The 22,780-nt window shown below is 70.0% G+C and carries 20 protein-coding genes and 1 pseudogene; 7 read left to right on the top strand and 14 right to left on the bottom strand.

Translation table 11 applies throughout. The features are described from left to right. Positions 1–37 precede the first annotated feature (37 nt). The 11 genes and pseudogenes from AB0I79_RS33850 to AB0I79_RS33800 all read right to left on the bottom strand — a co-directional run bounded on the left by AB0I79_RS33850 (position 38) and on the right by AB0I79_RS33800 (position 12,538). Positions 38–3,574 (bottom strand): serine/threonine-protein kinase, encoded by a 3,537-nt coding sequence (locus AB0I79_RS33850; RefSeq protein ID WP_357881824.1) that lies wholly within the window; start codon positions 3,572–3,574, stop codon positions 38–40. Positions 3,575–3,770: 196 nt separating this feature from the next. Beyond that, positions 3,771–5,231 (bottom strand): FAD-dependent monooxygenase, encoded by a 1,461-nt coding sequence (locus AB0I79_RS33845; protein ID WP_357881821.1) that lies wholly within the window; start codon positions 5,229–5,231, stop codon positions 3,771–3,773. Between the two features lie 162 nt (positions 5,232–5,393). Continuing rightward, the gene (locus AB0I79_RS33840; RefSeq protein WP_357881818.1) at positions 5,394–5,750 is read right to left on the bottom strand and encodes a hypothetical protein; all 357 of its coding nucleotides are present in this window, start codon (positions 5,748–5,750) and stop codon (positions 5,394–5,396) included. Between the two features lie 195 nt (positions 5,751–5,945). After that, positions 5,946–6,086, bottom strand: a pseudogene (locus tag AB0I79_RS33835) (ISNCY family transposase); the annotation flags it as partial. Positions 6,087–6,352: 266 nt separating this feature from the next. Further along, complete coding sequence (locus tag AB0I79_RS33830; protein ID WP_357881815.1) at positions 6,353–6,730, bottom strand: hypothetical protein; 378 nt, start codon at positions 6,728–6,730, stop codon at positions 6,353–6,355. Continuing rightward, positions 6,727–8,475 (bottom strand): hypothetical protein, encoded by a 1,749-nt coding sequence (locus AB0I79_RS33825; protein WP_357881813.1) that lies wholly within the window; start codon positions 8,473–8,475, stop codon positions 6,727–6,729. The genes AB0I79_RS33830 and AB0I79_RS33825 overlap by 4 nt, the downstream gene beginning before the upstream one ends. Before the next feature lie 386 nt (positions 8,476–8,861). After that, on the bottom strand, positions 8,862–9,098 hold the full coding sequence (locus tag AB0I79_RS33820; protein WP_357881810.1) for a hypothetical protein: 237 nt from the start codon (positions 9,096–9,098) through the stop codon (positions 8,862–8,864). A 58-nt stretch (positions 9,099–9,156) separates the two neighbouring features. Then, positions 9,157–9,696, bottom strand: coding sequence for a hypothetical protein (locus AB0I79_RS33815; RefSeq protein WP_357881807.1), 540 nt, complete (start codon positions 9,694–9,696; stop codon positions 9,157–9,159). A gap of 331 nt (positions 9,697–10,027) precedes the next feature. After that, on the bottom strand, positions 10,028–10,306 hold the full coding sequence (locus AB0I79_RS33810) for a hypothetical protein (protein ID WP_357881926.1): 279 nt from the start codon (positions 10,304–10,306) through the stop codon (positions 10,028–10,030). Beyond that, positions 10,207–10,635, bottom strand: coding sequence for a carboxylesterase family protein (locus AB0I79_RS33805; protein ID WP_357881804.1), 429 nt, complete (start codon positions 10,633–10,635; stop codon positions 10,207–10,209). The genes AB0I79_RS33810 and AB0I79_RS33805 overlap by 100 nt, the downstream gene beginning before the upstream one ends. Positions 10,636–11,791: 1,156 nt before the next feature. Continuing rightward, a complete protein-coding gene (locus AB0I79_RS33800) occupies positions 11,792–12,538 on the bottom strand; it encodes an SDR family oxidoreductase (RefSeq protein WP_357881801.1) in 747 nt (248 codons plus the stop codon). A gap of 126 nt (positions 12,539–12,664) precedes the next feature. Between AB0I79_RS33800 and AB0I79_RS33795 the strand changes: the two genes are divergently transcribed. The 4 genes from AB0I79_RS33795 (at position 12,665) to AB0I79_RS33780 (ending at position 15,849) form a co-directional block, all read left to right on the top strand. After that, entirely contained in the window at positions 12,665–13,099 is a 435-nt protein-coding gene (locus tag AB0I79_RS33795) for an Rrf2 family transcriptional regulator (protein WP_357881798.1), read from the top strand. A gap of 233 nt (positions 13,100–13,332) precedes the next feature. Beyond that, positions 13,333–13,911: a helix-turn-helix domain-containing protein gene (locus AB0I79_RS33790; RefSeq protein ID WP_357881795.1), complete on the top strand. Its 579-nt coding sequence runs from the start codon at positions 13,333–13,335 to the stop codon at positions 13,909–13,911. A 50-nt stretch (positions 13,912–13,961) separates the two neighbouring features. Beyond that, positions 13,962–14,840 carry an alpha/beta fold hydrolase gene (locus AB0I79_RS33785; RefSeq protein ID WP_357881792.1) on the top strand — a complete coding sequence of 293 codons (879 nt, stop codon included), beginning with the start codon at positions 13,962–13,964 and terminating at the stop codon, positions 14,838–14,840. A 475-nt stretch (positions 14,841–15,315) separates the two neighbouring features. Next, positions 15,316–15,849 carry a VOC family protein gene (locus tag AB0I79_RS33780; RefSeq protein WP_357881789.1) on the top strand — a complete coding sequence of 178 codons (534 nt, stop codon included), beginning with the start codon at positions 15,316–15,318 and terminating at the stop codon, positions 15,847–15,849. A gap of 365 nt (positions 15,850–16,214) precedes the next feature. Here the strand turns inward: AB0I79_RS33780 and AB0I79_RS33775 are convergent, their stop codons facing one another. From AB0I79_RS33775 to AB0I79_RS33765, 3 genes are read right to left on the bottom strand one after another with little or no spacing between them, the layout of a single operon-like run. After that, a complete protein-coding gene (locus AB0I79_RS33775; RefSeq protein ID WP_357881786.1) occupies positions 16,215–16,967 on the bottom strand; it encodes an ABC transporter permease subunit in 753 nt (250 codons plus the stop codon). Next, positions 16,964–17,923 carry an ATP-binding cassette domain-containing protein gene (locus tag AB0I79_RS33770; protein WP_357881783.1) on the bottom strand — a complete coding sequence of 320 codons (960 nt, stop codon included), beginning with the start codon at positions 17,921–17,923 and terminating at the stop codon, positions 16,964–16,966. Before AB0I79_RS33770 ends, AB0I79_RS33775 begins: the two co-directional genes overlap by 4 nt. Beyond that, complete coding sequence (locus tag AB0I79_RS33765) at positions 17,920–19,386, bottom strand: alpha/beta hydrolase (RefSeq protein WP_357881780.1); 1,467 nt, start codon at positions 19,384–19,386, stop codon at positions 17,920–17,922. Before AB0I79_RS33765 ends, AB0I79_RS33770 begins: the two co-directional genes overlap by 4 nt. A gap of 167 nt (positions 19,387–19,553) precedes the next feature. Here AB0I79_RS33765 and AB0I79_RS33760 point away from each other — a divergent pair, with 167 nt between their 5' ends. The 3 genes from AB0I79_RS33760 to AB0I79_RS33750 all read left to right on the top strand — a co-directional run bounded on the left by AB0I79_RS33760 (position 19,554) and on the right by AB0I79_RS33750 (position 22,553). Next, positions 19,554–20,681, top strand: coding sequence for a sensor histidine kinase (locus AB0I79_RS33760; protein WP_357881778.1), 1,128 nt, complete (start codon positions 19,554–19,556; stop codon positions 20,679–20,681). Between the two features lie 361 nt (positions 20,682–21,042). Beyond that, a complete protein-coding gene (locus AB0I79_RS33755) occupies positions 21,043–21,681 on the top strand; it encodes a response regulator transcription factor (RefSeq protein ID WP_357881775.1) in 639 nt (212 codons plus the stop codon). 143 nt (positions 21,682–21,824) lie between these two features. Further along, a complete protein-coding gene (locus tag AB0I79_RS33750) occupies positions 21,825–22,553 on the top strand; it encodes a hypothetical protein (RefSeq protein WP_357881773.1) in 729 nt (242 codons plus the stop codon). The last annotated feature ends 227 nt before the right edge of the window (positions 22,554–22,780 follow it).

Raw genomic sequence — 22,780 nt, 5'->3', positions numbered from 1 at the left:
GCTCTCGAAGGTCAACTCTCTGGCCGCGCCGCGCCCATCACCGACACACCTCCACCGATGGGATGTCCGGCAGGTGGGCCGCCCACTCCTGCTCGGTGAGCGTCCGGCCGAACCGGCCGCACAGGGCGTCGGCCACGGCCGATGGCGCCACGGGGTACTCGTGCCGCGCGTTGAACTGGTCGAAGGTGATCAGGCGGGTGCCGTCCGGCGTGAAAGCCACCCGCTGGACGGCCCCGCGGTCGTCGTCCGGAACCGCGCCGATGGACTGGCCCAGCGTCAGGTCGTAGAGGCGGGCCTGGCCGTCGCCGCCCACCAGGGCGGCCAGGTCCTCCGTCGGAGAGACGGCGAGCGGCGCCGTGGGCGTGCCGGGTGTGCCTGTGATGACCGTTCTGGGTGAGCCGTCCTGGTTCCAGACGGTCAGGCGTCCCCGGCTGTCCGCGGTGACGAGCAGGCCGGTCCGGGTGAACGCGGCGTGGGTGAGGGTGGTCGCCCGGCCGATGGCGCGGAGCATCGGGCCTGCGTGCTTGCCCGTCGCGGCGTCCAGGATGTCCGGGTCCTGCGCCAGCACGGCGAGCCGAGTCCCGTCGTGGTTGAAGGCGACGTCGGTCAGCCTGGTGAGGTTGACCGACCACAGCGCGCGGCCGGCCTTCCAGTCCCAGAGCTGGAGCGTGGACTTCGTCGAGTCGTCCACTAGGTGGATTTCCACCGCGACCTTGCCGGCGTCTGGACTGACGCCGCGCAGAAACGCTTGGCCGACGTCGCTCACGGTGAGCCGCTTGATCTCCTTTCTGGTCACGGCGTCGTGGATGCGCAGGCGGCTGATGTTCTCGACGTCGCCGCGCGGCGTCTCGTTGATCTCGAAGGTGGTCAGCGCGATCACGTTGCCGTCCGGGCTGAAGGCGGCGCCGGTGAAGTCGAACTCGCCTGTGGCTCCGTCACGCAGGAGCAGCTCGCGCTTCTGCGTCGTCCGCACGTAGGCGTCGGTGCTCGAGTCAGTGTTGAGCAGTTCCACTGTGAGCTTGCCGCCGGGGCTGATGGCGGCCGTGTCGGATTCGGGGTCGGCCGGTGCGGCCAGCGCGGAGAAGTCCAGGGAGAACACGCGGTCCTCGCTGAGGTAGCGCAGCGTCTTCCCGTCGGGGTCGAATCGCGGTTGCGGCGACATCACCCCGGCTGACCACTGGTGAGGGTCTGATGCGGAGCGGACAGTGAGTGCGGTGAGGAGCATGCCGTCCCGCCAGAGCTGGATCTGGTCGTCTGTCGCCGAAGCGAACAGCTTCTGGTCGTGGCTGAAGATCAGGCTTCCCTGATTCCACGGGGTCGGGCCGATGCCGATCAACTCGTCGGTCGAGAAGCCCGTCGGGTCCTTCAGGTCGGCCACGCCGAGCCGCCGTCCCGGTAGCGCTTCGACCAGCCGGCCGTCCTTGGTGACAGCCAGCGGGCCGGAGCAGGAGTCGCACGACTCCTGCTCCGGCCTGGTGCCGGTGAGTTTCAGGCTGGGCAGTGCGAATCTGCCGATTCGCCTGGTGTTGCGGTACTGCATGTAGATCGCCGAGCCGTCTGGGGTCATCGCGCCGTTCCAGTAGCCGGGGAGCTGCGCGGTGCGTCCTGTCTGAAGGTCCCAGAGGGTGAAGACCTCTTCTCCCTGCAGCACCATCACATAGCGGTCGACCGTGCCGAAGCGGACGGAGGCCAGATCGAACTGCTCGCCGCCGATGGCGCGGCGGAACGACCACGCTCGCCTGGTCTTGCCTGTCTTCGCCTCCCAGGCGTGCACGCCCCTGCTGGTCAGGAGCACGAGGACTGCGCCGGACGGGCTCAGCGCCATGTCGATCGGCGTGCCCTTGACGTCCAGCTTCCACGTGCCGATCTGGCGGCGGCCGGCCACGTCCCACAGGCGCACCTCGTTGTCGCTGACGCTGACCAGCGTCCGGCTGTCGGCGCTGAGGGTGCGGATCGTGCCGGGTTGGGCGGCCGGATCCTGGAACATGCCGCTCTCGCGTTGGGCGAGGGAGCCGTTCATGGCCTTGCGGGTCTGCGCGGTCGGGTCGAGCCGCCAGGCGGCCACGCTCAGCAGCCCGCCGAGTTCGGGATCGGTGGCGCGGATCGCTCCTGCGGTCACCGCGATCCTGGCCGCCTCTGCGGCGCGGAACCGGTCGTCGGCCAGCTTGCCCTGCCACACCGCAACACCGGTCGCGGCCAGCGAGACAACCAGCAGGACGGCGAGGCTCAGCGACACCAGCCGGGCCCTGCGCGCCCTGCGGCGGCCCAGAGCGGCGCCCGCGTCCAGGAAGTCTCGTTCGAAGCCGGCCAGCGAGATGTCCTTGCGGCCGGTGGCGGCCCACTGCAGCGCGTTGTCCAGCGATTGCCCGGCGAACAGGTCACCGTCCCGTCGACCGCGCTCGTCCCATCGCCGGGCTGCCGAAAGGATCTCCCGGTGGGCGGCCATTCCGTCCCTGTTGCTCTCGATCCAGCGGCGCAGCCGGGGCCACGCGTGCGGCAGGGCCGGCCGGGCCAGCCGTACCTCATCGCCGCTGATGTCCAGGAGGTAGCCGAAGACCCGAAGCACTCCTTGTGCTTCGGTGAACTCGCTCAGGCGGGCCCGCCGGATGGACAGCTCTCCGTCCTCGTCCACCGTCACCAGCCGCAGGAACACCTTCGCCGCCTGCTCGCGATCGGCCGGGGCGAGCAGGCCGTAGGCCTCCTCGGCGAGCGGGCCGAGGCCGGGGTCGTGCGCCTGAGTCGCGAGGTGTGACGCACGGCCGCCTTCGGCGAGCAGCCGTGCCGTGTCGAGCTGCCCGTCGCCGCTGATCAGGGCGAGCAACAGGGCGCGGGCCGTGGGCCGCTCCAGCGGGTCCTTGCGCAGCGCGGCGTGAACCAGCGGGCGGAGCGACTCCGGCAGGCAGGTGAGATCCGGCTCGACCGACATGACCTGGTGCATGACCGCGCCGAGCGTCTCGGCCTTGAACGGGTCCTTGCCGGTCGCGGCGAACAGCATGATCCCGCCCCACGCGAACACGTCGGCGGGCGCCCCGGCCCGCTCGCCGGTGAACACCTCTGGCGCCATGTACGTGGGCGTTCCCGAGATCAGCCCGGTCGCGGTCAGCGACATCTCCAGCGTCCGTGCCAGACCAAAGTCGATCACTCGGGGGCCGTCGGGGCCGAGCAGGACGTTGTCCGGTTTCATGTCCCTGTGGATCACGCCCGCGTCATGGATCGCGGTCAGCGCGGTGGCGACGCCGGTCGCCAGCCGGTGCAGTTCTCCCGGGGTGAAGCTTCTGCCGTCCCGTACGGCGGAGCCGAGGCTGGGCCCCTCCACGTACTCACTGACCAGGTACGGCCGCGGTCCGGTGAGGTCGGCCTCGATCACGGCCGCTGTGCAGAAGGAGGAGACCCGCTGGGCCGCGGTGGCCTCCCGCTTGAGCAGGCCCACGTCGACGCCGTGCAGCATCTTGATCGCCACCCGGCGCCCGGTCCGGTCGTAGGCCTCGTAGACCACACCCTGGCCGCCCGCCCCCAGCCGTCCGGCCAACCAGTAATCTCCGATCCGCAGCGGATCTCCAGCGATTAGTGTCACGGGATCTTGGATATGCCGTGCCACCACAAAGTTCGCGAATCACCCCGACTTCCCAGGTGTTGGCCGGTGCAAGCCCCCGGCTCGTCATCGGGCCGCCCTCTTGAACGTGGACACCTTGGAGACTGGAACGTGAGGTCCAGTGGAGTCCTGTCACCATGACCCAGCGCCACCTCCCCGCGCCCGGGCCCTGACACCCTCAGGCCGCTTTGGTGGCAGTGCCCGCCCAGGTAGCCAGGGCGGTGCGGAGGCCCTCGTCGTCGGGGCGGTCGGCGGCCCAGGCGAAGTAGCCGTCGGGACGGACGAGGGCCGTGGTGCGTCGGTCGCCGGTCCAGTGGGCGTGGACGACGTGGCCGGGCACGTCCGCGTCCTGACCGGCCGGTGTGATCAGCACGAACCTGCCACCGCGCTGGAGCTCGTTCAGCCGCCCCTCGGCCAGCTCCACGTCGGGGGCGCGCCGTCCGGTCAGCTTGTGCGCGCCGCGCGGGGCCTTGTAGGCGATGCCGATGCCGGTGACCATGGACGCCGCCTTGTCGGCCAGCGGACCGAAGTTGCTGACGACCGTTCCGGCCGCGCGGCGCAGCAGCCGGGCGGCGAACCCGCGCAGCAGGGCGGCCCGCACCAGCGTCCCGCTCATCCGCAGCACCAGCTTGCCGACGGCGTGCCGTTCGGCCTGATAGGTGTCCAGCAGCCTGTCGTCGGCGCCGTCGCGCAGCACGGCCACCAGCTTCCAGCTCAGGTTGGCGGCGTCCTGGAGGCCGGTGTTCATGCCCATGGCGCCCGCTGGGGAGTGCACGTGCGCGGCGTCACCGGCGAGGAACACCCGCCCGACGCGGTAGGCCGGGGCCTGCCGCTCGTCGCTGTGGAACCGGGACATCCAAGGGATCTCGGTGATGCCGTAGTCAGTCCCGAAGTTCATCTGGAGCAGTTCCTTGACCTCGGCCGCCTCCAGCGGCGCGTCGTCGGGAAGCTGGTGGCGCCGGTTCCAGCCGGTCACCCGGTACAGGCCGTCGCCCATCTCGGTGAGCAGCGCGAACCCGTCCGAGACGGCGTTCACGACGAAGGGCCGGTCCGGTGCCTCGCCGAGCCTGACGTCGGCCAGGATCAGCGAGCTGAGGATCGTGTCACCAGGAAAGGGCTGACCGATCGCGGGCCGGATCGAGCTGTGCACCCCGTCGGCGCCGACCAGGTAGGACGCGCGGAACGTGGTGCCCGGCTGCCCGCCGGTGTCCTGCGTGTGGGCCGTGACGCCGTCCGCGTCCTGCGCCACCGCGACGACCTTGGTCTCGTACACGAAGGTGACCCCGGCCTCGCGGGCCCGGCGCTCCAGCACCTTCTCCACCTTGTACTGCGGGGTGAACAGGACGAACGGGTAGCGGGTGGGCAGCCGCGAAGGGTTGAGCCGGGCCGCCTCAAACAGAGCCAGCCGGCTGATGGGGTGCCCGCCCGCCACGACGTCGTCGGCGATGCCGCGGGCGTCGAACTGCTCCAGCACCCGGGCGTGGACCACCAGTGCCCGGGACAGGTTGCTGACTTTGTGCGGGCGTCGCTCGACGAGCACGACCGACAGGCCCGCCTCGGCCAGATCCCCAGCCAGCAGCAGCCCGGTCGGTCCCGCGCCCACGACCAGGACGTCGGCATGGGTGACGGTGGGTGACATGGTGCCCTCCCAAAGGTTTGTCAACATCTGTTGGTCAACACTTGTAGGCATACCGTAGGTGCCGCTGCCATCGATGTCAACAGCTGTTGGCCTATGTGCCCGCCGGCCTTGGCACGACCGGCCCCGCCCGGGGCCGGACCGGCGTGCGGCGGCGGGCTCCGTCTAGAGCGGGCCGTTCGTCGGGTCCCTGCCGGTCAGATAGCGCTGGATGACCGGGCCGAGCCAGGCGACGATGTCGTCGTCCGACATGGTGACCGCCGGCGGGAAGCGCAGGATGTAGCGGCACAGGGCCATCCCGAGCATTTGGGAGGCCACCAGCGCGGCCCGGGTCGCCACGCGGCCGTCCTCGCCGGTCGGGTCGTCCGCCAAGGCGGTGATCAGTGGTGCGAGCTGGGTGGCGAAGATGGCGCGGGTGCGCTCGGCCGCGGCCTGGTTGGTCACCCCGGTGCGCAGCAGCACCTGAAGGGCGTCGTCTGCCTCCCAGCGGTCCAGGAAGTGCCGGACCAGGGTCGCGCCCACCCGATCGCGCGGGAGCGCCCCCAGGTCAGGCAGGTGACACTATGGCGGCGGCTGTTGGCAAACCCGTGCCGGCTCCGTCCGGGTTGAACGGTCTGCCGCCTCCTCCGGCCGCGACGTTCGCCGGTCGCGACGCGGCGCTGACCGCCCTCCGCCACGCGCTGGAGGCCAGCTGGGAACGGGTGTGATGATGCGTCCTCGCAGCAGTTTGTCTTCGGCGAGCTTGCCCACCAGCGCGGTGTTGAGCTGCTCGAACACCTCCGGTGCCGCCAGCCGGACCAGTTTGATCAAGGTGGTGGAACGCGGGACCCGCCCGTCCAGCGGAATCCGGCAGAAGCGCGGCAACAGCGCCTCCCATGACGCGATCTGTTGTCCCAGACCCGCAGCACCGGCCACCCACCTCCGGCGGAAATGACCCCGACGTCATTCTCAGCCCGGCCGACCGCCCAGCGCTGTACTGCCGAGGTCGGAAGCACCTACCCCCGGAGACTTCTTCAGGAGCAAATAGCCAGCACGCCAAGCTTCCTATCCGGCATTGATGGTCGCCGGCGAACCATTTGGCGGTCGATGGATGGGGTGTTCGGCGTGCACGGCTCCGGGTTCGTTCAGGAGGGGAGGAACTTGGTCAGGAGGTCGGCGAGTTTGCTGAGCGAGTCGGCGAAATCGGCGATCGGGCGCAGGCGGTCGCGCAGACGGCGGAAGGCGTCGGCGAGGCGGCCCGTGTCCCGCTCCGCCGCCGGCCGGGCGGCCTCGGTGAGGATCTCCTCCGCGTCGCGGCCGGCCCGTTCAGGGTGGTCGATCTCAGTGGAGTGGACTGCGACGCGGGCCATCAGGTCGGTGAGCAGCGCCTGGAGTCGTACCAGATCAGGGTCGGCGCCCTGGCCGCCCGTGTTGACGTTCTGGGTGAAGTGGGAGCCAGGGCCGCCGAACTGGCTGCCGGTGAACGTTCCGCTGTAGGTGTACTTGTCCTTGTCGGAGGTCATGAGTTCGCCTCGCCCCGCTGCGTGTTCACGTTCTGGACGAACTGGGAGCCGGGGCCGCCGAACTGCGCGCCCGGGTAGTTGCCGCTGTACTCGTAGTGGGTCGTACTGGAGATCGAGACCGCGGTGGCCTGGCGCCGGTAGGCGGTGGTGTCGACGCCCTTGTCCTCCAGGAAGTCGAGAACGGCCGAGGTCAGGCGCTCCTCGACGAGCTTGGTGTACTTGAAGGTGTCCAGCTCCTGGATGAGGGTGTCGGCCCGCTCGGAGGCGCCCAGTTCGCGCAGGCTCAGCCGGGCCCCGTAGTCGTAGGCGGTGTACGCCCGCGGGTCGTCCACGCCGATGGCGTGCCGGAACGCCTGCCAGGCCATGCGCAGCAGCCGTACCGGAGCGGCGACGATGTCGCGGAACAGGTACAGCCAGCGCCCGCGCAGCGCGTGGTAGACCAGGAGCGGGGGCGAGGAGAGCGGCAGCTCGTCCACCGAGCGGTACACCCCGGTCACGGGCGGCAGAACCGTGACGACGAACTCGGTGTAGAGCATGCGGCCCTCGACCGCGAGGTGCACGAACGCGGTGACGGAGGTCCCCCGGTCCACGGCCGGGATGACGGTGCGGCCCGCCGGGTCCAGGACGTGCGGGCCCTCGGAGTTGATGTCCAGCCGCTGGTAGTGCCGCGCGCCTGCCTGGGGGGTACGGATCACCGCGGCGACGACCTGCTCCGGCAGGTTCGTCCACGGGCAGAGCTGGCCGGGATCCACCAGTGGATGCAGCGCCGGGCCCTTGCCGTTCCAGCCGTGCAACTGGTTGAAGCGGCCGGTGGCGACGATCTGGTCGCGGATGCGCAGGTTGATGATGCCTGCCGGGTGGGACTGCGCGCTCATCTGCGCCAGCCGTTCCCGTACGAACGTGTGCAGCTCCACCGGGTCGATCTCGACCAGCGGCCGCGCCGGCCCCGAGCCGTCGCGCGGGCCCGGCGTGCGGTCCAGCTCGACCGCGATGGTCCAGGCCCGGGCCGTGTCGCCGGCTCCGAGGAACGGGTTGCGGCCGGAGTAGAGCGTGACGTTCCCGTGCTGCGCCGCGCCGATCCAGCGCAGCCGCTGTTCGGCCCCAGCGTCGGCCGCCGGGCCGGGCGGCGGTGGCGGCGCTCCGGGGCGCAGGTCGCGGCCGATGACGCGGAACACGGCGATGCGGTAGCCGGCCGCCACGCCGAGGGACAGGAGCACCACGAGGAGCAACTGCAGCGACAGCGCGGCACCGCTCGGCGGCGCGCCCCCTTCGAGGAAGGAGCTGATCGCCCGTGCGGTGGCGATGGCCACGACGGCGAAGGCGGCCGGTATCGACACCAGCGTCGAGATGACGAACCAGACGAGGATCTTGTACGGGCGGGAGAGCCGGCGCAGCGGCCGCAGGGTGAGCAGCGCGAACGGGATCACCACGGCGAGCCACTGGATCGTGACCTCGGGGAGCAGGAGAAGGCCGCCGGCGAGCACGACGGTCAGGACGATCTCCCGGGCGAGCAGGAACGATCGTGCGCGCAGGCAGTGCCGCAACACCGGGACCACGTCGAAGCCGCCGTGCGAGGGCGCCACGCCCCGGTGCCGATTGCGGATGAGCTCGCGCAGCGCCGTCTCACGGAACGACGGATCGAGGTAGGCCGCGACCGCCATGTATCGGGTCGCGTTCCGCATGGCCGCGCCGATGGGGACCTGCGGAGTGGCCGTCGGGTCCGCTGCGGGCGGACTGGTGTACATGCCGGGCTCCTCTCGGGGGAGAGATCAGCCCCACATACGTTAGGCGAACGGTAACCGTACGACTACCGAAAGATGATTCGGGAATGTATCCTTTTCGTCACGCTTCGTGAGACTCATTCGGGTGGGCAGGTGTAGCACCAGGAACACCCACGTGGGTCTGCCTCCAATGGCCTACCGGCGGGCGCACAACCTACCGGAACCGGCGACAGCACAGTGACCGATCACGAATTCCTCGACACCGGCATGCTCGCCGACGCCAGGGCCCTCACCGGGCCGACGATGGCGCCGCCACCGACTGGTCAGCCAACGCTGAACAAGGCGATGAGGTGAACAGCTCTCCCCTACTCGAACGGCGCTTACTTTCTCACCGCCCTTCTCCGCCTTTCTCATTCAGGGGTACCAGCGTCCTGGGAGCGCACCTTCGCCAGGACGTCCGTCGCGTTCCGCACCACCCGATCCAGTCTGTGGCGGTGCTGTTCGAGCTGGATGAAGTGCTGCGCGGCCAGCTTGCGTTGCGCGGCCTGGTGCGCGGCGTCGATGCGCCGGAGCTGTTCGGCCAGCTCTTGGCGGTGACGCTGCAGGTGCGGGTGGACAGTTGCCTGTCCTCCAGCAGGCCTGGACATCCGACGCTCGGTCGGCCGCACCGAGGTCTGCTGGCGTCAACGCGATGGCCGAATCGTTCTACTCGCCGGCGTAGGGCTTGAAGAGCACGTCGCGTTCCATCCACGACTCGTTGAGCAGCTCACTGTGCACCTCGCCCTGGACGACTCCCAGGAGAAGGTCGGTGGTGAGCAGGTCGTACCTCTCCCACACGTCGCCGTTCCGGTCCGAGACCCGGATCGGGTACGAATCAGCTGCCGCCTCGGGTGAGACCTGCCAATAGAGCGTGACCCCCGTGCCGGCCGAGGCCCAGGGCAGCAGCCTGGAATCAGGGGCGAGATCGTCGGGCGGTTCCACGACCTCGTCCTCGAACAGGTCTTGGAGCTGTTCGAACTCCAGCCCCGACCGCTCGAGATCGACGTGCTTGAGACCGGGCCCGGGCGCCGGAACGTAGAGCCTCAAGGAGTTCAGCCAGAGTCCGCCGCCTCCCGCGTCGAGAAGCTTGCGGTAGTCCTGCGGCACGGGCGCCCCGAGCCGGTGCTCGACCTGTTCCCAGTCGAACGGGCCGGCCAGCGGTGCGAGACCTGCCGTTTCGATCAGCTGCTGAGCACTGGTTGTCATGCGGGTGCATTCCTCGGGGTTGCTGGTCCAGGTCCGATCTGCCCGAACCGGATCCCGCCCGCGCCCGGCCTGGCTGGGCGCCGCCGGTGCGCCTGGCCGTCGACGACCTCGCGTAGAGGGGTCAGGACGAGATGGTCATGGTCTTCCAGGGTGTCGAACGACTCCCCGACGTGGGCCGGGGGATCGCGTTCGTCCGGCCGTTCGGCGGCCTGGGTGCAAGATGACCATCGTATGAGGTGATGCCGGGTGGCCACGTTGCTCCCTGGGGCGATCGTCGGCACCCCGGCAGGCGCTCTGATCGGATGCCCGGGGTCAGGCCGCTTGTCGGTGCTCATCCGGGGGATGTCCCTTCGTTGACGTGGATGGCGATGGTGGCCGCGTTCGCGAAGACCGGATCGTACGTCCCCAGCTTCGGCAGCAACTCCAATGCATCCCCCCACGTGGAGGTCCGAAATCCGGCCGGGAGTCGCGCCGCCGGCCCGGCCCGGTCGGGATCGTGCTCGATCGTGGTCACCGTCGCGTCCGTCCGCGGGAGCAGGCCGCTGACCAGCCAGGCCGGCCCCACTCCCACGCCGGTGCCGATCTCCAGCACCCGACCGCCCTCCGGCACGCCCGCGGCCAGGGTGGGTTCGACGCCGTGCCCCGCAGGTGAGACCCGCCGTACACGAACACCATCACCGGCAGGCCCGACCCGCCGGGATCGGGCGACCAGACGTTGACGGTCAGCCAGTCGTCACTGGACCGCGGCAGCCCCGCCTGCGGGGGTGGCGGGCCGAACGACAGCGCCTGCCGGGTCCCGTCCCACGGCTCGGGCGGGCCCGGGGCCGCGAAGCGGAGCGGTCCCACGGGCGGCCGGGCGAACGGGATGCTGCGGAACACCGCGGTCCCGTCCTCGATCCGGCCCTGGACCTTTCCCTGAACGGTGCGTGCGAGAACCATGATCCGCATTGTCGTGCATGATCACACAAGCCATCGAGGCCGGCATAGCCGTCGGCGTTGCCGAGGCGCGTCGAGGTCGGGTCTCGATGTCGGCGTGTTGACGCGCTCCCCGGAGCGAATGCCGGGGATTCAGCCTGTGCCGCATGGTGTCATGCGGTGGGCGAGGTGATCTTCCGGCCGTCCGACAGCACCGCGAGATGCGACGCCCCAGATCGATCCCTACCTCCGCGCCGGTGGCCACGAGCGGGCCGGCGGCCACCTCGACCACGAACGAGGCGAACTACCGGCCCGTCCGAGCCGGGACGCCGTTTCACCTTGACAGCGAAACAGCGGTACTTGTCCCGCTTCGCGGGATGGTCCGTTTCATCCCCGGGCTGAAGCCCTGAGCGCTGTGGACGAATCCGGAGCGGGGGGCCGTCGCCGATCGCCGTACGGCGGTGACCGGGCCGGGCAGCGCCCCCGGCAGCAAGACGGCCGAGGTGACCGCCGAGAACGGCCGCCGCTTCATCCCCAACACCGTCGTCTTCAAGTGGGTGTGGAGCCGCCGCCAGGGTTGGACCTGGAGCAGGGTGCTGGAGCAGGGTGGACGTGTCCGGCCTGCTTGTCGCCGACGACGGCCACCTGCGCGTGCCCGATCTGCGCCAGCGAGTGTCCTTCCGCGCGGTCCCGGCCGACGCCCCTCCCGGCAACGGCCAGGAACTGCCCAACGAGCTGGTGTTGCTCATGGACGTCCCCACCCCGGCTGAACCCCTCCGGCTCCGGTGTAGGCGTCGTAGGGGGCAGGGGTTTATCCGTGTTGGCCCGGTACGAGGACGGGGCCGGCGGCGGACTGGCGGGTATCGGGTTCTTGCCCAGCAGTATGTCGAATACGTTCTCGACGAATCCTCGGTTCTCGGCGGACGCTTCCACGGTCGAACCGGTGGCGGCGTGGGCCGGTCCGGTCAGCGTGGTGGAGGCCAGGGTGACGGCCGATGCTGTGCCGGTGGCCAAGACCAGCTAAGCGCGGGCGAAACGCACGCGACATGGCCTGCTGCGCTCCTTGCGGGGCGCGTCGCGGGCGGTGTCACCCTGTGTGGGCTGATCGGATGGTTCAGCCACCACCGAGCCGGCCTCCGCCTACGGCGGCGATGGCCCGCCCACGGGAACGGCCTTCGGGTCAGGCGTTGTAGCCACCGTGGGCGTCCAGCACCGCGCCCGTGACGTACGAGGCGGCGGGGCTCGCCAGGAAGGCGATCGCGGCGGCGATCTCCTGCGGATGGCCCTTGCGCTGCAGCGACAGCGTGCTGAGCAGCGCCTTGAGGGTCTCGGGGTGGGTTTCCATCCCGCCCTCCATCAGTCCGGCTTCCACCACGTTGGCCGTGATGTTCCGGGGTCCGAGGTCGCGGGCGACGCCCATGGTGTATCGCTCGATCCCGGCCTTGGTCGCCGAGTAGTCGGCGAGGCCGGGGAGGCCGACCCGGGTGCCCAGTCCCGAGCTCACCGTGATGATGCGGCCGTCCGTACGTAGAGCCCGGGAGGCGGCCCGGATGATCGCGATCACGCCGAGGTAGTTCGTGGTGTGCATGCGGTCCAGCGCGGCGGTGTCGGCGTCCGGGTCGTCCACCGTACCGGCAACCGAGATCGCCGCGTTGTTGACGAGGATGTCCAGGCCGCCGAAGTGCGCGACCACCTCGTCGATCAGCGCCGGCGCCCCGCTCGTGTCCGCCTGGTCGGACCGGAAGGCCGCGACCTTCGCGCCCGTGCCGCGCACCTCGTCGACGACGGCCTGTGCCTGCTTCTCCGAGTTGACGTAGGTGAACCCGACGTCGGCGCCCTGCTCGGCCAGGAGCCTGACGGTGGCGGCTCCCAGTCCGCGGGACCCTCCGGTGACCAGGGCGACCTTGCCAGTGAGCGGTTTGTTCATTGTTCCCACCTCGCTGTTCGATCCTTCAATAGTCGTAACGCTAGTTGTTACGACGACATGTCGCAACTTTTGTTGTTACGACTGGACGGTCGTAACATGGTGAGTTACGGCCGAGGGGAGGAGATCGTGAGCGCCAACAGCAGGTTGACCATCGCCGCTCACGCGATGGCCTGGATCAGCCTCTACCAGCGCCAGGGTCATGAGGTGGCCACGTCCGAGCAGATCGCGACCAGCGCGAACACCAACCCCGTGGTGATCAGGCGGCTGCTCGGCGAGCTGCGCAAGGCGGGGCTCGTGGAGTCCCGGCGCGGCGTGGGCGCCGGCTGGTCGCTGGCGCGCGAGCTGGAGTCGATCACTCTGCTCGACGTGTACGACGCGGTGGAGCCCGGCCCGCTGTTCGCGATGCACCGCGCCACCCCGGATCAGGGGTGCGTGGTGGGCTACGGCATCCAGCCGGCGATGCAGGGCATCTACCGGGGCATCGAGGAGACACTGAGAGCCGAGCTGGCCCGCGTCACGATGGAGGACGTGCTCCGGGACATCCTCGCGACACCCCGCTAGGCAGCAGGAAGGCATCACCAGCCCTGGCACACCCCGTCCGGACTCGGCACCGTCCAGCCCGGCTGAGCAGCCAGGAGAGCCCTCGCCGACCCTGCGGGGCACCGTAGATCCGCGTCCGAGACCCGATGACGCTCGCCACGTACGAGCTCTTCTCCGCCTCCGCCACCGCCCGGCTCGGCCGGTGGCAAGGAAGCTTTTTTGAACGCACGATCCAGATACGCTAGAGTGGGGACATGGCAAGGACCCGGGAGTTCGACACCGAGGCGGCGGTGAGCCGCGCGATGGAGCTGTTCTGGACGCGCGGCTACGAGGCGACCACCGTGCGCGATCTGACCCAGCTCCTGGGGCTCGGGCAGGGGTCCTTGTACGCGGCCTTCGGCGACAAGGACGGCCTCTACCGGGCCGCGCTGGAGCACTACCGCGTCACGCTCGCGGCGGACGCCCTGCGCAGTCTGCAGGAGGGAGCAGATGCCCGCTCGGCGATCCGTACGATGCTGGCCGAGCGGGTCCGTATCGCCGTCGAGCACGAAGGCCGGGGCTGCCTGGCGGTCAACGCCGCCTGTGAGCGCCTGCCGCAGGACGCGTCGACCAGGCGCGTCGTGCGCGACATGCAGGACGCCAGCCGGGACGCCATTGCCGAGGTGCTGCGGGTCGCGGCGGAACGGGGCGAGATCGCGGCGCGGCACGACCCGCACACGCTCGCCGCGTTCCTCGTCACCTTTCTCCATGGCCTGCTGGTGTCCGCGAAGATCACGCCGGACGCTCGCGCCCTCGAGCCGCTCGTGGAGGTGGCGCTCGCCGCCCTCGATTGATTTTTCATGCCCGCAATCTGTATCAAGCGATCCACAATATGGAGTCCCCCATGTTCGACCATGACCGAACACCCGTCCGCACCGGCCGCGCCGCCGTCAACGGCACGAGCCTGCACTATCGGACGGCCGGCTCCGGGCCGGCGGTGGTGCTGCTGCACGGCGTGCCCAAGACCGGTTACCACTGGCGCCACCTCGTCCCGAAGCTGACGCCCCACTACACCGTCGTCGTCCCCGACCTGCGTGGCCTCGGCGACTCCGCCCGGCCCGCGAGCGGATACGACTCCGCGACGATGAGCGACGACATCGCCGCGCTGATGAGCGAACTCGGCCACGAGAGCTACGCCGTGATCGGCGAGGACTGGGGAGCGGTGATCGGCTACCAGCTCGCCGCCCGGCACCGCGATCACGTCACCGCCCTCGTGTTCGCCGAGGCGCTGTTCCCCGGGTTCGGCTTCGAGGACCACACCGCGCTCACCGCCGAGAACGTCTCCAGCGGCATGCATCTGTGGCATCTGGGCTTCTACTTCCAGCCGGACGTACCCGAGATGCTGATCGCCGGACATGAGCGCGAGCTGATCACCTACATGATCAAGTTCGAGCGCAGCCGCCCGGACAGCGCGACCCCCGACGCGATCGACGAGTATGTGCGCTGCTACTCCATGCCCGGCGGCATCCGGGCGATGCTCTCGATCTACCGGGCGATGCTCGTCGACGCCGAGCAGAATCGGCAGGCCGCGCAGCAGAAGCTGGACATCCCGGTGCTGGCGCTCGGCGGTTCGGCGTTCATCGGCGACCGCAACGAGTCGCAGATGCGGCTCATGGCCCACGACGTGACCGGTCACGTCTTCGACGCCGGCCACGACCTCGCCGAGGAGGTACCCGACGAGATGGCCGGCGTCGTCCTGCCGTTCCTGGCAGCGCACCGGTAGCCGACAGCCGTCCGCGACCGCAAGGCCCCGGCGGACGGCACTCCAGCGTGGAGACCCTCCGCGTTCGGGCGGGCCGGTGCACTACCGGAGGATCGGCGGCGACCGGGAACGCGGCATCGCCGTGCTCAACCGGTCGGTGATACCGTCCCCGCGCGGCGTCGATCCCGTGATCGCCTCGCACGAGCTGACCCATGCGGAGCTTCACGCCCGTTCGGACGGCGCCGAAGTCATCGGGAACACACGAAGGTTCGGTAACGACGTCGGTGAAGCAGCGCTCCTGGGCTCGCGGTGGGACGATGAGTGTGCTCCCGCAGTTGAGGGGGCGCTGGGCCGGCCTGGACACCGTCACCGGTCCTGACCGGGCCAAGCCGGCCGCTGCAGAGACGATCCAAGCCGACGAGCTGAACCCGGCAGGACGTCTCCTGGGCCGCTATTGCGGCAGAAAGCTGACCGCAATCATCTCTAGCCTCGCGGCATGGAGATGACCAAGCGAGATCCCGAACCCCGGGGTGAGAACACCGTCAACGGATTCGTTGTCGTCGACGGAGCCGCCCCTTTCATCGACTTCCTCGTCGCTGTCTTTGACGGGACCGAGCGGGAGGAAGCCCGCACCCCTGACTTCTACGCCGGAGACGGAACGCTGATCCACGCCGAGGTCAAGATCGGCAACTCGTTGCTCATGGTCGCTGACCGTAAGGCCGGCTGGCCGTTCACCCCGGCCCTGACCCAGGTGTACGTCGCCGACCCCGAGGAGACGATGCGCAGAGCGGTCGAACGCGGTGCGACCGTTGTCACTCCGGTGTCTCCCTTCTACGGCGGGTACGGCATCGCCCGGTTCCTTGACCCTTGGCACAACCTGTGGTGGCTGTTCCTTCCGGCGGCGGAAACCAGTCCGGCGGCCGAGGAAGAGTCGAGCTGGGAGGAGTCCGCTGAACCCGGCACTGTATACACGACGCTGCTCGAGACGATGGTGACGCTGGCCGATCCCGGTGCTGGTGGCACCGGATGACCTGACCGGCGTGTGAGATCTTCTGCTGCGGGGCGGGCCTACTCCGAAGGAACTGCCCACCCACCGCCCAGCTGGCCAACGACAGACGGTGGTCATGGTCTGTGACCTTTGTCCAACCCCAGGGGTGAGGCGAAGACGCTCAGGCACGAAATTGTCCTAGCTGATTGATGCCAAGGGGTCTGGCCACGGTTTGTGGTCAAGGCGATCAGGGACCGCTTGATCGGCTGGCCGGTCTTGTCGTTGGGCCAGATCACGCTGGTCAGCGCGAGGATGCGGGTCAGCACGCGAATGATGACGCCGTCAGGGGGTACGGCCGCCGTGGCGTTCCAGGTCCAGCTGGCTCTTGAAAGTCCATAAGTGTCCGGTCATGCGTCGCGGTGGTTGATCGCCAGGGTTGCCAGCAGGAGGGACACCACGACGTAACCCACTAGGATGACGGCGGCCGTTGAGGGACCGAAGGCTCCCGCGTCGGGCACGGCGGCCAGTTGCCTGGCCAGTGACGGAATCGTCAGGGAGCTGATCCAGTCGTTCCACGGAGCGGAAAGGAAGCGCTCGAGCACGATCGGGGACAGCGGGAGGACGACCAGCGCGATGAGCGCTCCCGGTGTCGACCGCAGGACCGTCGCCAGGCCCAGCCCCAGCACCGCGGCGACGGCGGAGCCGGCGCCGGTGGTCAGCACCTCGGCCAGGGCCGCATGTTCGGCGAACGAGGCGCCGATCGGACGCCCGGCCACCACGGCCTGTGCGGTGAAGTAGGTGGCGAACGCCAGCACTTGGCCCGCGACTGCGGCCACGGCGGCCACCACGGCGGCCTTGGCCAGAAGGAGCGTCCACCGGCTCCGGATCGTGGTCAGCGTGAGTCTGATCATGCCGGTGGCGTACTCGCCGGAGATGGCGAACACACCCAGCATGCCGAACAGCACAGGAGGGATGTCGGCGCTGAGGCTGAGACCCGTGCCGACGGGATCGCCGCCGGGGCCGTTGGTGTCGAAGTAGCGCGAGATCGAGTAGGCGGCGAAGCCGGTGAGCGCAAGGGCCGAGAGCGTGGAGGCCAGGACGTAATAGGTGGCTCGGAGCGAGCGTAGCTTGAGCCATTCCGATGCGACGACGTTGCTCATTGGGTGATCTCCATGAAGGCTTCCTCCAGTGATGTCCGGCGCGACACCAGCTCGTGAACGGCACAGCCGTTCGCCAGGGCGATGTCGCCGATGGCGGCCGCGGTCAGGCCGGTCACCAGCAGTTCCTCTCCGGCGCCGGCGTCCCGCACGGGGCGCGCATCGACTCCGGCGGCTGCGGGCCGACCGGGCACCGGTTGCTCACCGGCTTCGGTGTCGTGAGCGGGGCGGATGGTTGCGCCGGCCGCTTCGAGTGCCCTGGACAGGCGGGCCGCGTGGGGCGATCGGACCAGTACGCCGCTCTGGAAACGGGCCAGCAGGTCCGCCATCGAGGCGTCCTCGATCAGCCGGCCCTGGCCGATGATGATGAGCCGGTCGGCGGTGAGGGACATCTCGGTCATCAGATGGCTCGACAGCAGGACGGTGCGCCCCTCGGCGGCCAGGGATCTGAGCAGTGTCCTGAGCCAGCGGATGCCGTCGGGGTCGAGGCCGTTGACCGGCTCGTCGAGGATGAGCACGCCCGGGTCACCGAGCAGTGCCGCCGCGATGCCGAGGCGCTGGCGCATCCCCTGGGAGTAGCCGGCGATCCGCTTGCGGGCCGCCCCGGCCAGGCCGACCTCCTCCAGCACCTCCACGACCCTGCGGCGCCCGATCCCGCCCGCGTACGCCAGCGCCTGGAGGTGAGCGAACGCGCTGCGCCCGCCCTGCACCTCAGCCGCGTCGAGCATGGCGCCGACCTCGCGCATGGGGTCGCGCAGGTCCTGTTTGCGGACGCCGTTGATCAACGCCTTGCCCGACGTGGGCGTGTGGAGGCCGAGGATCATGCGCATGGTGGTGGACTTGCCGGCGCCGTTGTGCCCGAGGAAGCCGGTGACCTGCCCGGGCTTGACGCGGAAGGTGAGCCCGGACACCGCGCGGGTGGAACCGTACAGCTTTGTCAGTTCTGTGACCTCGATCATTTCCCCACCTTCTGAATGATCTCGGCCGGGCAGCGCGTGCCCGGGGCAGGCAGCTTCCCTGTGGTCAGGTAGGCGCGGACGTGCCGCCGCAGGCAGCTGTTTCGCGCCCACGACGCGTGGCCGTCGCCGTGCCACAGGACGCGCGCGGACGCGATCTGCTCGGCCACGTGCGCCTGCCCGCGATAGTTGGTGTTGTTGTCGAGCTCCCCGATCGCGAAGAGGATCGGTGGGGCGTCCTTCACCCGCAGCGGGTGCGGCGCCCAGGAGGCGCCCCCGCTGCGCCCCCAGCACCGACCGAGCTCGAAGCGTCCCTCGAGCCAGCCGATCCTCGGCGCGATCTCACGGAGTCTGGCCTCGATGCCCTGGAACTCCTCGTACGTGGGCAGCTTCGGCATGAAGTCGTTGCACAAGGAGTCTTGGCTCACGGACGCGCCGCCCTCATCCGGGAGCAGTTCTTCCAGGAAGTCGCCGGCGTCGCCATCGAGGGCCTTGCGGATGGCGGTGGCGAGCTGGGGCCAGAATGCCGGATTCATGCCTTTGATCGCGCCGGCGTACAGCTGCCCCTCGTGCACCGTCCGTCCGGCCGACGCCGGCAGTGGCGCGCGGCGCACCCTGGCGACGAGCTCATCCCACGCCTTGCCCGCGTCCGTACCGCGAAGGGCGCAGTCGGTGCGGCGGGCGCACCAGTCGCGGAAGCGGGTGAGATGGCGCTCCTGCGTGAGCGCGTAGTTGCGTATCCAGGGCTCGAACTCCTGCTGGGTGTGATCGGCGGTGCCGTCGAAGTACATCCGGCCGACCCGCTGCGGAAACAGCTCCAGGTAGGCCTGGGCGTAGACGGTGCCGTAGGAGTTGCCCGCGTAGACGAGCCTGTCCTGGTCGAGTGCGGCGCGCAGGGCGTCGATGTCGTGCGCTACGTTCCACGCCGTCATCCCGCGCCAGGCCGATCTGGCCATGATGCGGCAGCTCGCCTGATGGGCAGCGTTCTTGGCGGCGTGGGCGTCCCAGTCCTGCTTCGTCCTGGCCAGGAGCAGTCCGTAGATGGAGGCGTCGGGCTCCGCGCAGCTCACCTTGTCGCCGCTCGCGGGCTCCGCGAGGCCGCGCGGATCGATGGCGATGACGTCGAAGCTCCTCCGCAACTCATCGAGCAGGCCGGGCAGCTCCGCCTGAGCGTCGGGCTGGCTTTTCCGCCTGAGCATCGACGTGCTGGTGCCGGGCCCTCCGAAGTTGACGATCAGCGGCCCGATGCTCTTGCCCGTCGCGGGCAGTTTGGCCACGTGCACCGAGGTTCTCGGCCCGCCAGGATCGGCCCAATCCACGGGAACGACCAGCTCGGCGCATCGCAGGCCGTCACCACAGTCCTTCCACACGAGGCCGTGGGCCTGCGCCGAGGCCAGCGCGATACCGCCGAGCGGCACGGCGAGACAGGCCGCCAGGCACAGGGCGATGAGTCTGCGTCGGTTCATGGCGGCAACGATGCTGCACGGCGGTGGGCCGCACATCGGAGCCGGATCCGATCTTTGGGGTCGGACCAGGGTCATACGGTACGGGCGGGACGTGGGCGGAGTACGACCCTGGTCCGACGGCCCGTGCTCCGATTCGCGCCCGGGCCGTTCCTCGATAACGTCGGGCTGTGAATCTGCTCGCCCGAAGGCCTCCGCCCTGGCTGCTCATCCTGGCCGACACCATGGTCGCGGTGCTGCTCGTGCTGGCGTCCACGGCGAGTCCGCCGGAGCCGGCCACGAACGCCGTGACCACCGCGCTCTGCTGGCTGCTCGCGGTGCCCGTGGCGGTGCGGCGGATATGGCCGGAGCCCGCCTACTACGGTGCGCTCCTGATCGGCCTTGCCGTGCTGGCGCTGCAGGCCAACCGGCTGATGCCGACGGCCGTGGCGGCCCTGGCCATCTATCCGGTGGCGACGGGCCGGCCGGTGCGGCGATCGGCGATCGCCCTGGCGTCGGGCCTGCTCGTCAACGGAGGATCGCTGCTGGTCTCGATCTCGGGCTCACCACGATATGCGAACGGCTGGCCCGACCCCGTCGTCATCGTCGGTGCGGCCTGGCTGGCCTTCGCAGCGAGTTGGAGTCTCGGCACGGCGGCGCGCACCCGCCGCGAGTTCGCCGCCCGCGAGGCCAGGAGGCAGGCCGAGCAGGCAGCGGCCGGCGAGCGCTTGCGGATCGCGCGCGAGCTGCACGACGTCGTCGCCCATTCGATGAGCGTGATCACCGTCAAGGCGGGGGTGGCGGCCAAGGTCCTGGACAAGCATCCGGAGGAAGGGCGCAGGGCGTTGCGGGCCATCGAGGAGATCGGGCGCGGCTCGCTCGCGGAGATGCGCCATCTTCTCGGGGTGCTGCGCGAGCCCGGCAGCGCGCCCGACAGCGCGCCGCTCCCCCGGCTCGCCGACCTGCCGGCCCTGGCGCGCCAGGCGGCGGAGGCCGGTGTGCAGGTCGACCTGTCGGTGGACGGAACCGTGCCCGACAGCATGGCGCCGGCCGTTTACCGCATCGTCCAGGAGGCGATCACCAACGTCGTCAAGCACGCCGCTCCCGCCCACTGCCGGGCCAGCGTGTCGGTCGCCGATGGAAGGTTGCGGATCTCCGTGGTCGACGACGGGCCTGGGCAGCGGGTACTGCCGGGGCGGCCAGGTGGGCACGGGCTGGCGGGGATGCGCGAACGGACCCTGCTGTACGGCGGCACCTTCGAGGCCGGCCCGCTCCCGGGAACGGGGTTCGGCGTGCACGCGTCATGGGAGATCCCTTGACCCGCCTGGGACTTCGACGGAATGAGCGGGCGCGGCGCCGGGCGTTCCGGCGGGGGCGCGGGCGTGCGCGGACGGCGGGGCGCGGGCGTGCGCGGACGGCGGGGCGCGGGCGTGCGCGGACGGCGGGGCGCGGGCGTGCGCGGACGGCGGGGCCATTCGACACAGTGCCGCATGGAGTTACGTACGGCCGGCGTTCCGAAAGGCATCGACGTGGTGGGAGCGATAGGCGCGGATCGGCCATGATGGACGTGATGACGAGGATCTTGAGCGTGAGCTGGGAAAAGCGGAGTCGGCGGGTCCGGAGAGGACGTCCGCGGACCGGGCCGGGCCTGGTAGGGGTGGGTGTGGCAGGGGGAGGCTCGTGATTCGGGTGCTCATCGCCGACGATCAGGCGCTCCTGCGCGGCAGTTTCCGCTTGCTGATCGATTCGGAGGACGATCTCACCGTGGTCGGGGAGGCGGGCGACGGGCGGGAGGCGGTGGCGCTCGCACGTACGGAGTCACCCGATGTGGTGCTCATGGACGTCAGAATGCCCGAGATGGATGGCATCACCGCGACCAGGCAGATCGCCGGGGACACCCGGGTGCTCATCCTGACCACCTTCGACCTCGACGAGTACGTCTATTCGGCGCTGCGGGCGGGTGCCAGCGGGTTCCTGCTCAAGGACGCGCCTCCGGACGAACTGTTGAAGGGGATCCGCGTGGTGGCGTCGGGTGAGACGCTGCTCGCGCCGGCCGTCACCACCAGGCTGATCGCGGAGTTCGTACGGCGGCCGGTCCAGCAGCCCTTTCACGGGCTCGACACGTTGACGGACCGGGAGCGCGAAGTGCTCACCCTCGTCGCCCACGGACTGTCCAACGCCGAGCTCAGCGCGCAGCTCCAGGTGAGTCCTGGGACCGTGAAGACGCATATCGGCCGCCTGCTGGCCAAGCTCAACGCCCGCGACCGCGCCCAGCTCGTCATCGCCGCCTACGAGGCCCGCCTGGTCACGCCGCGTTAGCCGCCCGCGCGCCGTGATCGCAGGCCGCGTCACCGCATCACCAGGCCGCCCGCTCACCGGGTATGCGAGGAAAGCATCGGGAGCAGGCCGCTTGCCGTGGCCCGCGAGCCCGGAAGCCTACACCCCCTCCTCGTTCACGCCGCGTGGAGACGATCTATCAGGAGTTCGCGGCCAGAGCCTACGGGCGGGCGGCCGCGCGGGACGTCGCCTCGGCGCTGTCGAAGTCGTACGAGATCATCACCTCGGTGCTCTACAGTCTCGGGACGAACACCGCCAACCACTCCCGGCTCGACTACGAGCCGTACTGCTCGAGCTATCACCGCAGCGTGTCCGGCAAATGGATCGAGCCGCCCGTCACGTATGTGCGCCACGGCGTGAACAAGCGGCTCCACTTCTGGCTCGACGTGGTCGACCACCTGTCGCCGGCCGCCTGCAAGGCCGATCCCACACTGGCCAGGGAGGCGCAGTACGTGCTGGACCGGGGCTGGGTGACGCCGGGCGACCACATGCCGCCCACGTACCTGCGCCATGTGCTGACGGAGAAGGACCACGGGGTGCGGGTGGCCGAAAGCGCGGTGCGCGACATCGCCAGGGCCCGGCGCGCGCTGGCGCCCGAGCACTTCCAGCAGCTCCATGCGTACTTCGAGCGGACCCTGCTGACCGCCAGGCTGCACCGGGCGATCGCGGCGGCGTACTTCGGGTACCGGATCTACGCCCGGGACGAGCGGCAGCGGACCCGGGCGATGCTGCACCTCATCTGGGACGGGCTCGACCAGGCCGAGCACATCGCCGAACGGATTCGCACGTACCCGGTGCCCGCGGCGCGGGTGCGCAACACGGGCGGGCCCGCGCGGTTGGGGTCGATGTCGTAGCCGTACTGGTGGCTCGGGGGCGCGCCGGGGCCCTGCTCGGTCGGCAGGTGCACGGTCTCCATGCGGCCGAGCGCGTCGTAGCCGATGACGGTCTTCTTGCCGCGCGCGTCCGTCTCGATGGCGGGCGCCTGGCGGCTGCGCAGCCAGGTGGTGGTCTTGGCGTGGCCGAGCGCGTTGGTGGTCGTCGTGGTGATCGGGTAGCCGATCGCCGGGCTGTGCGCGGTCGT

It is taken from the genome of Nonomuraea sp. NPDC050202 (assembly GCF_040656115.1).
GTDB lineage: Bacteria > Actinomycetota > Actinomycetes > Streptosporangiales > Streptosporangiaceae > Nonomuraea.
This window is presented reverse-complemented; position numbering and strand designations above follow the sequence as displayed.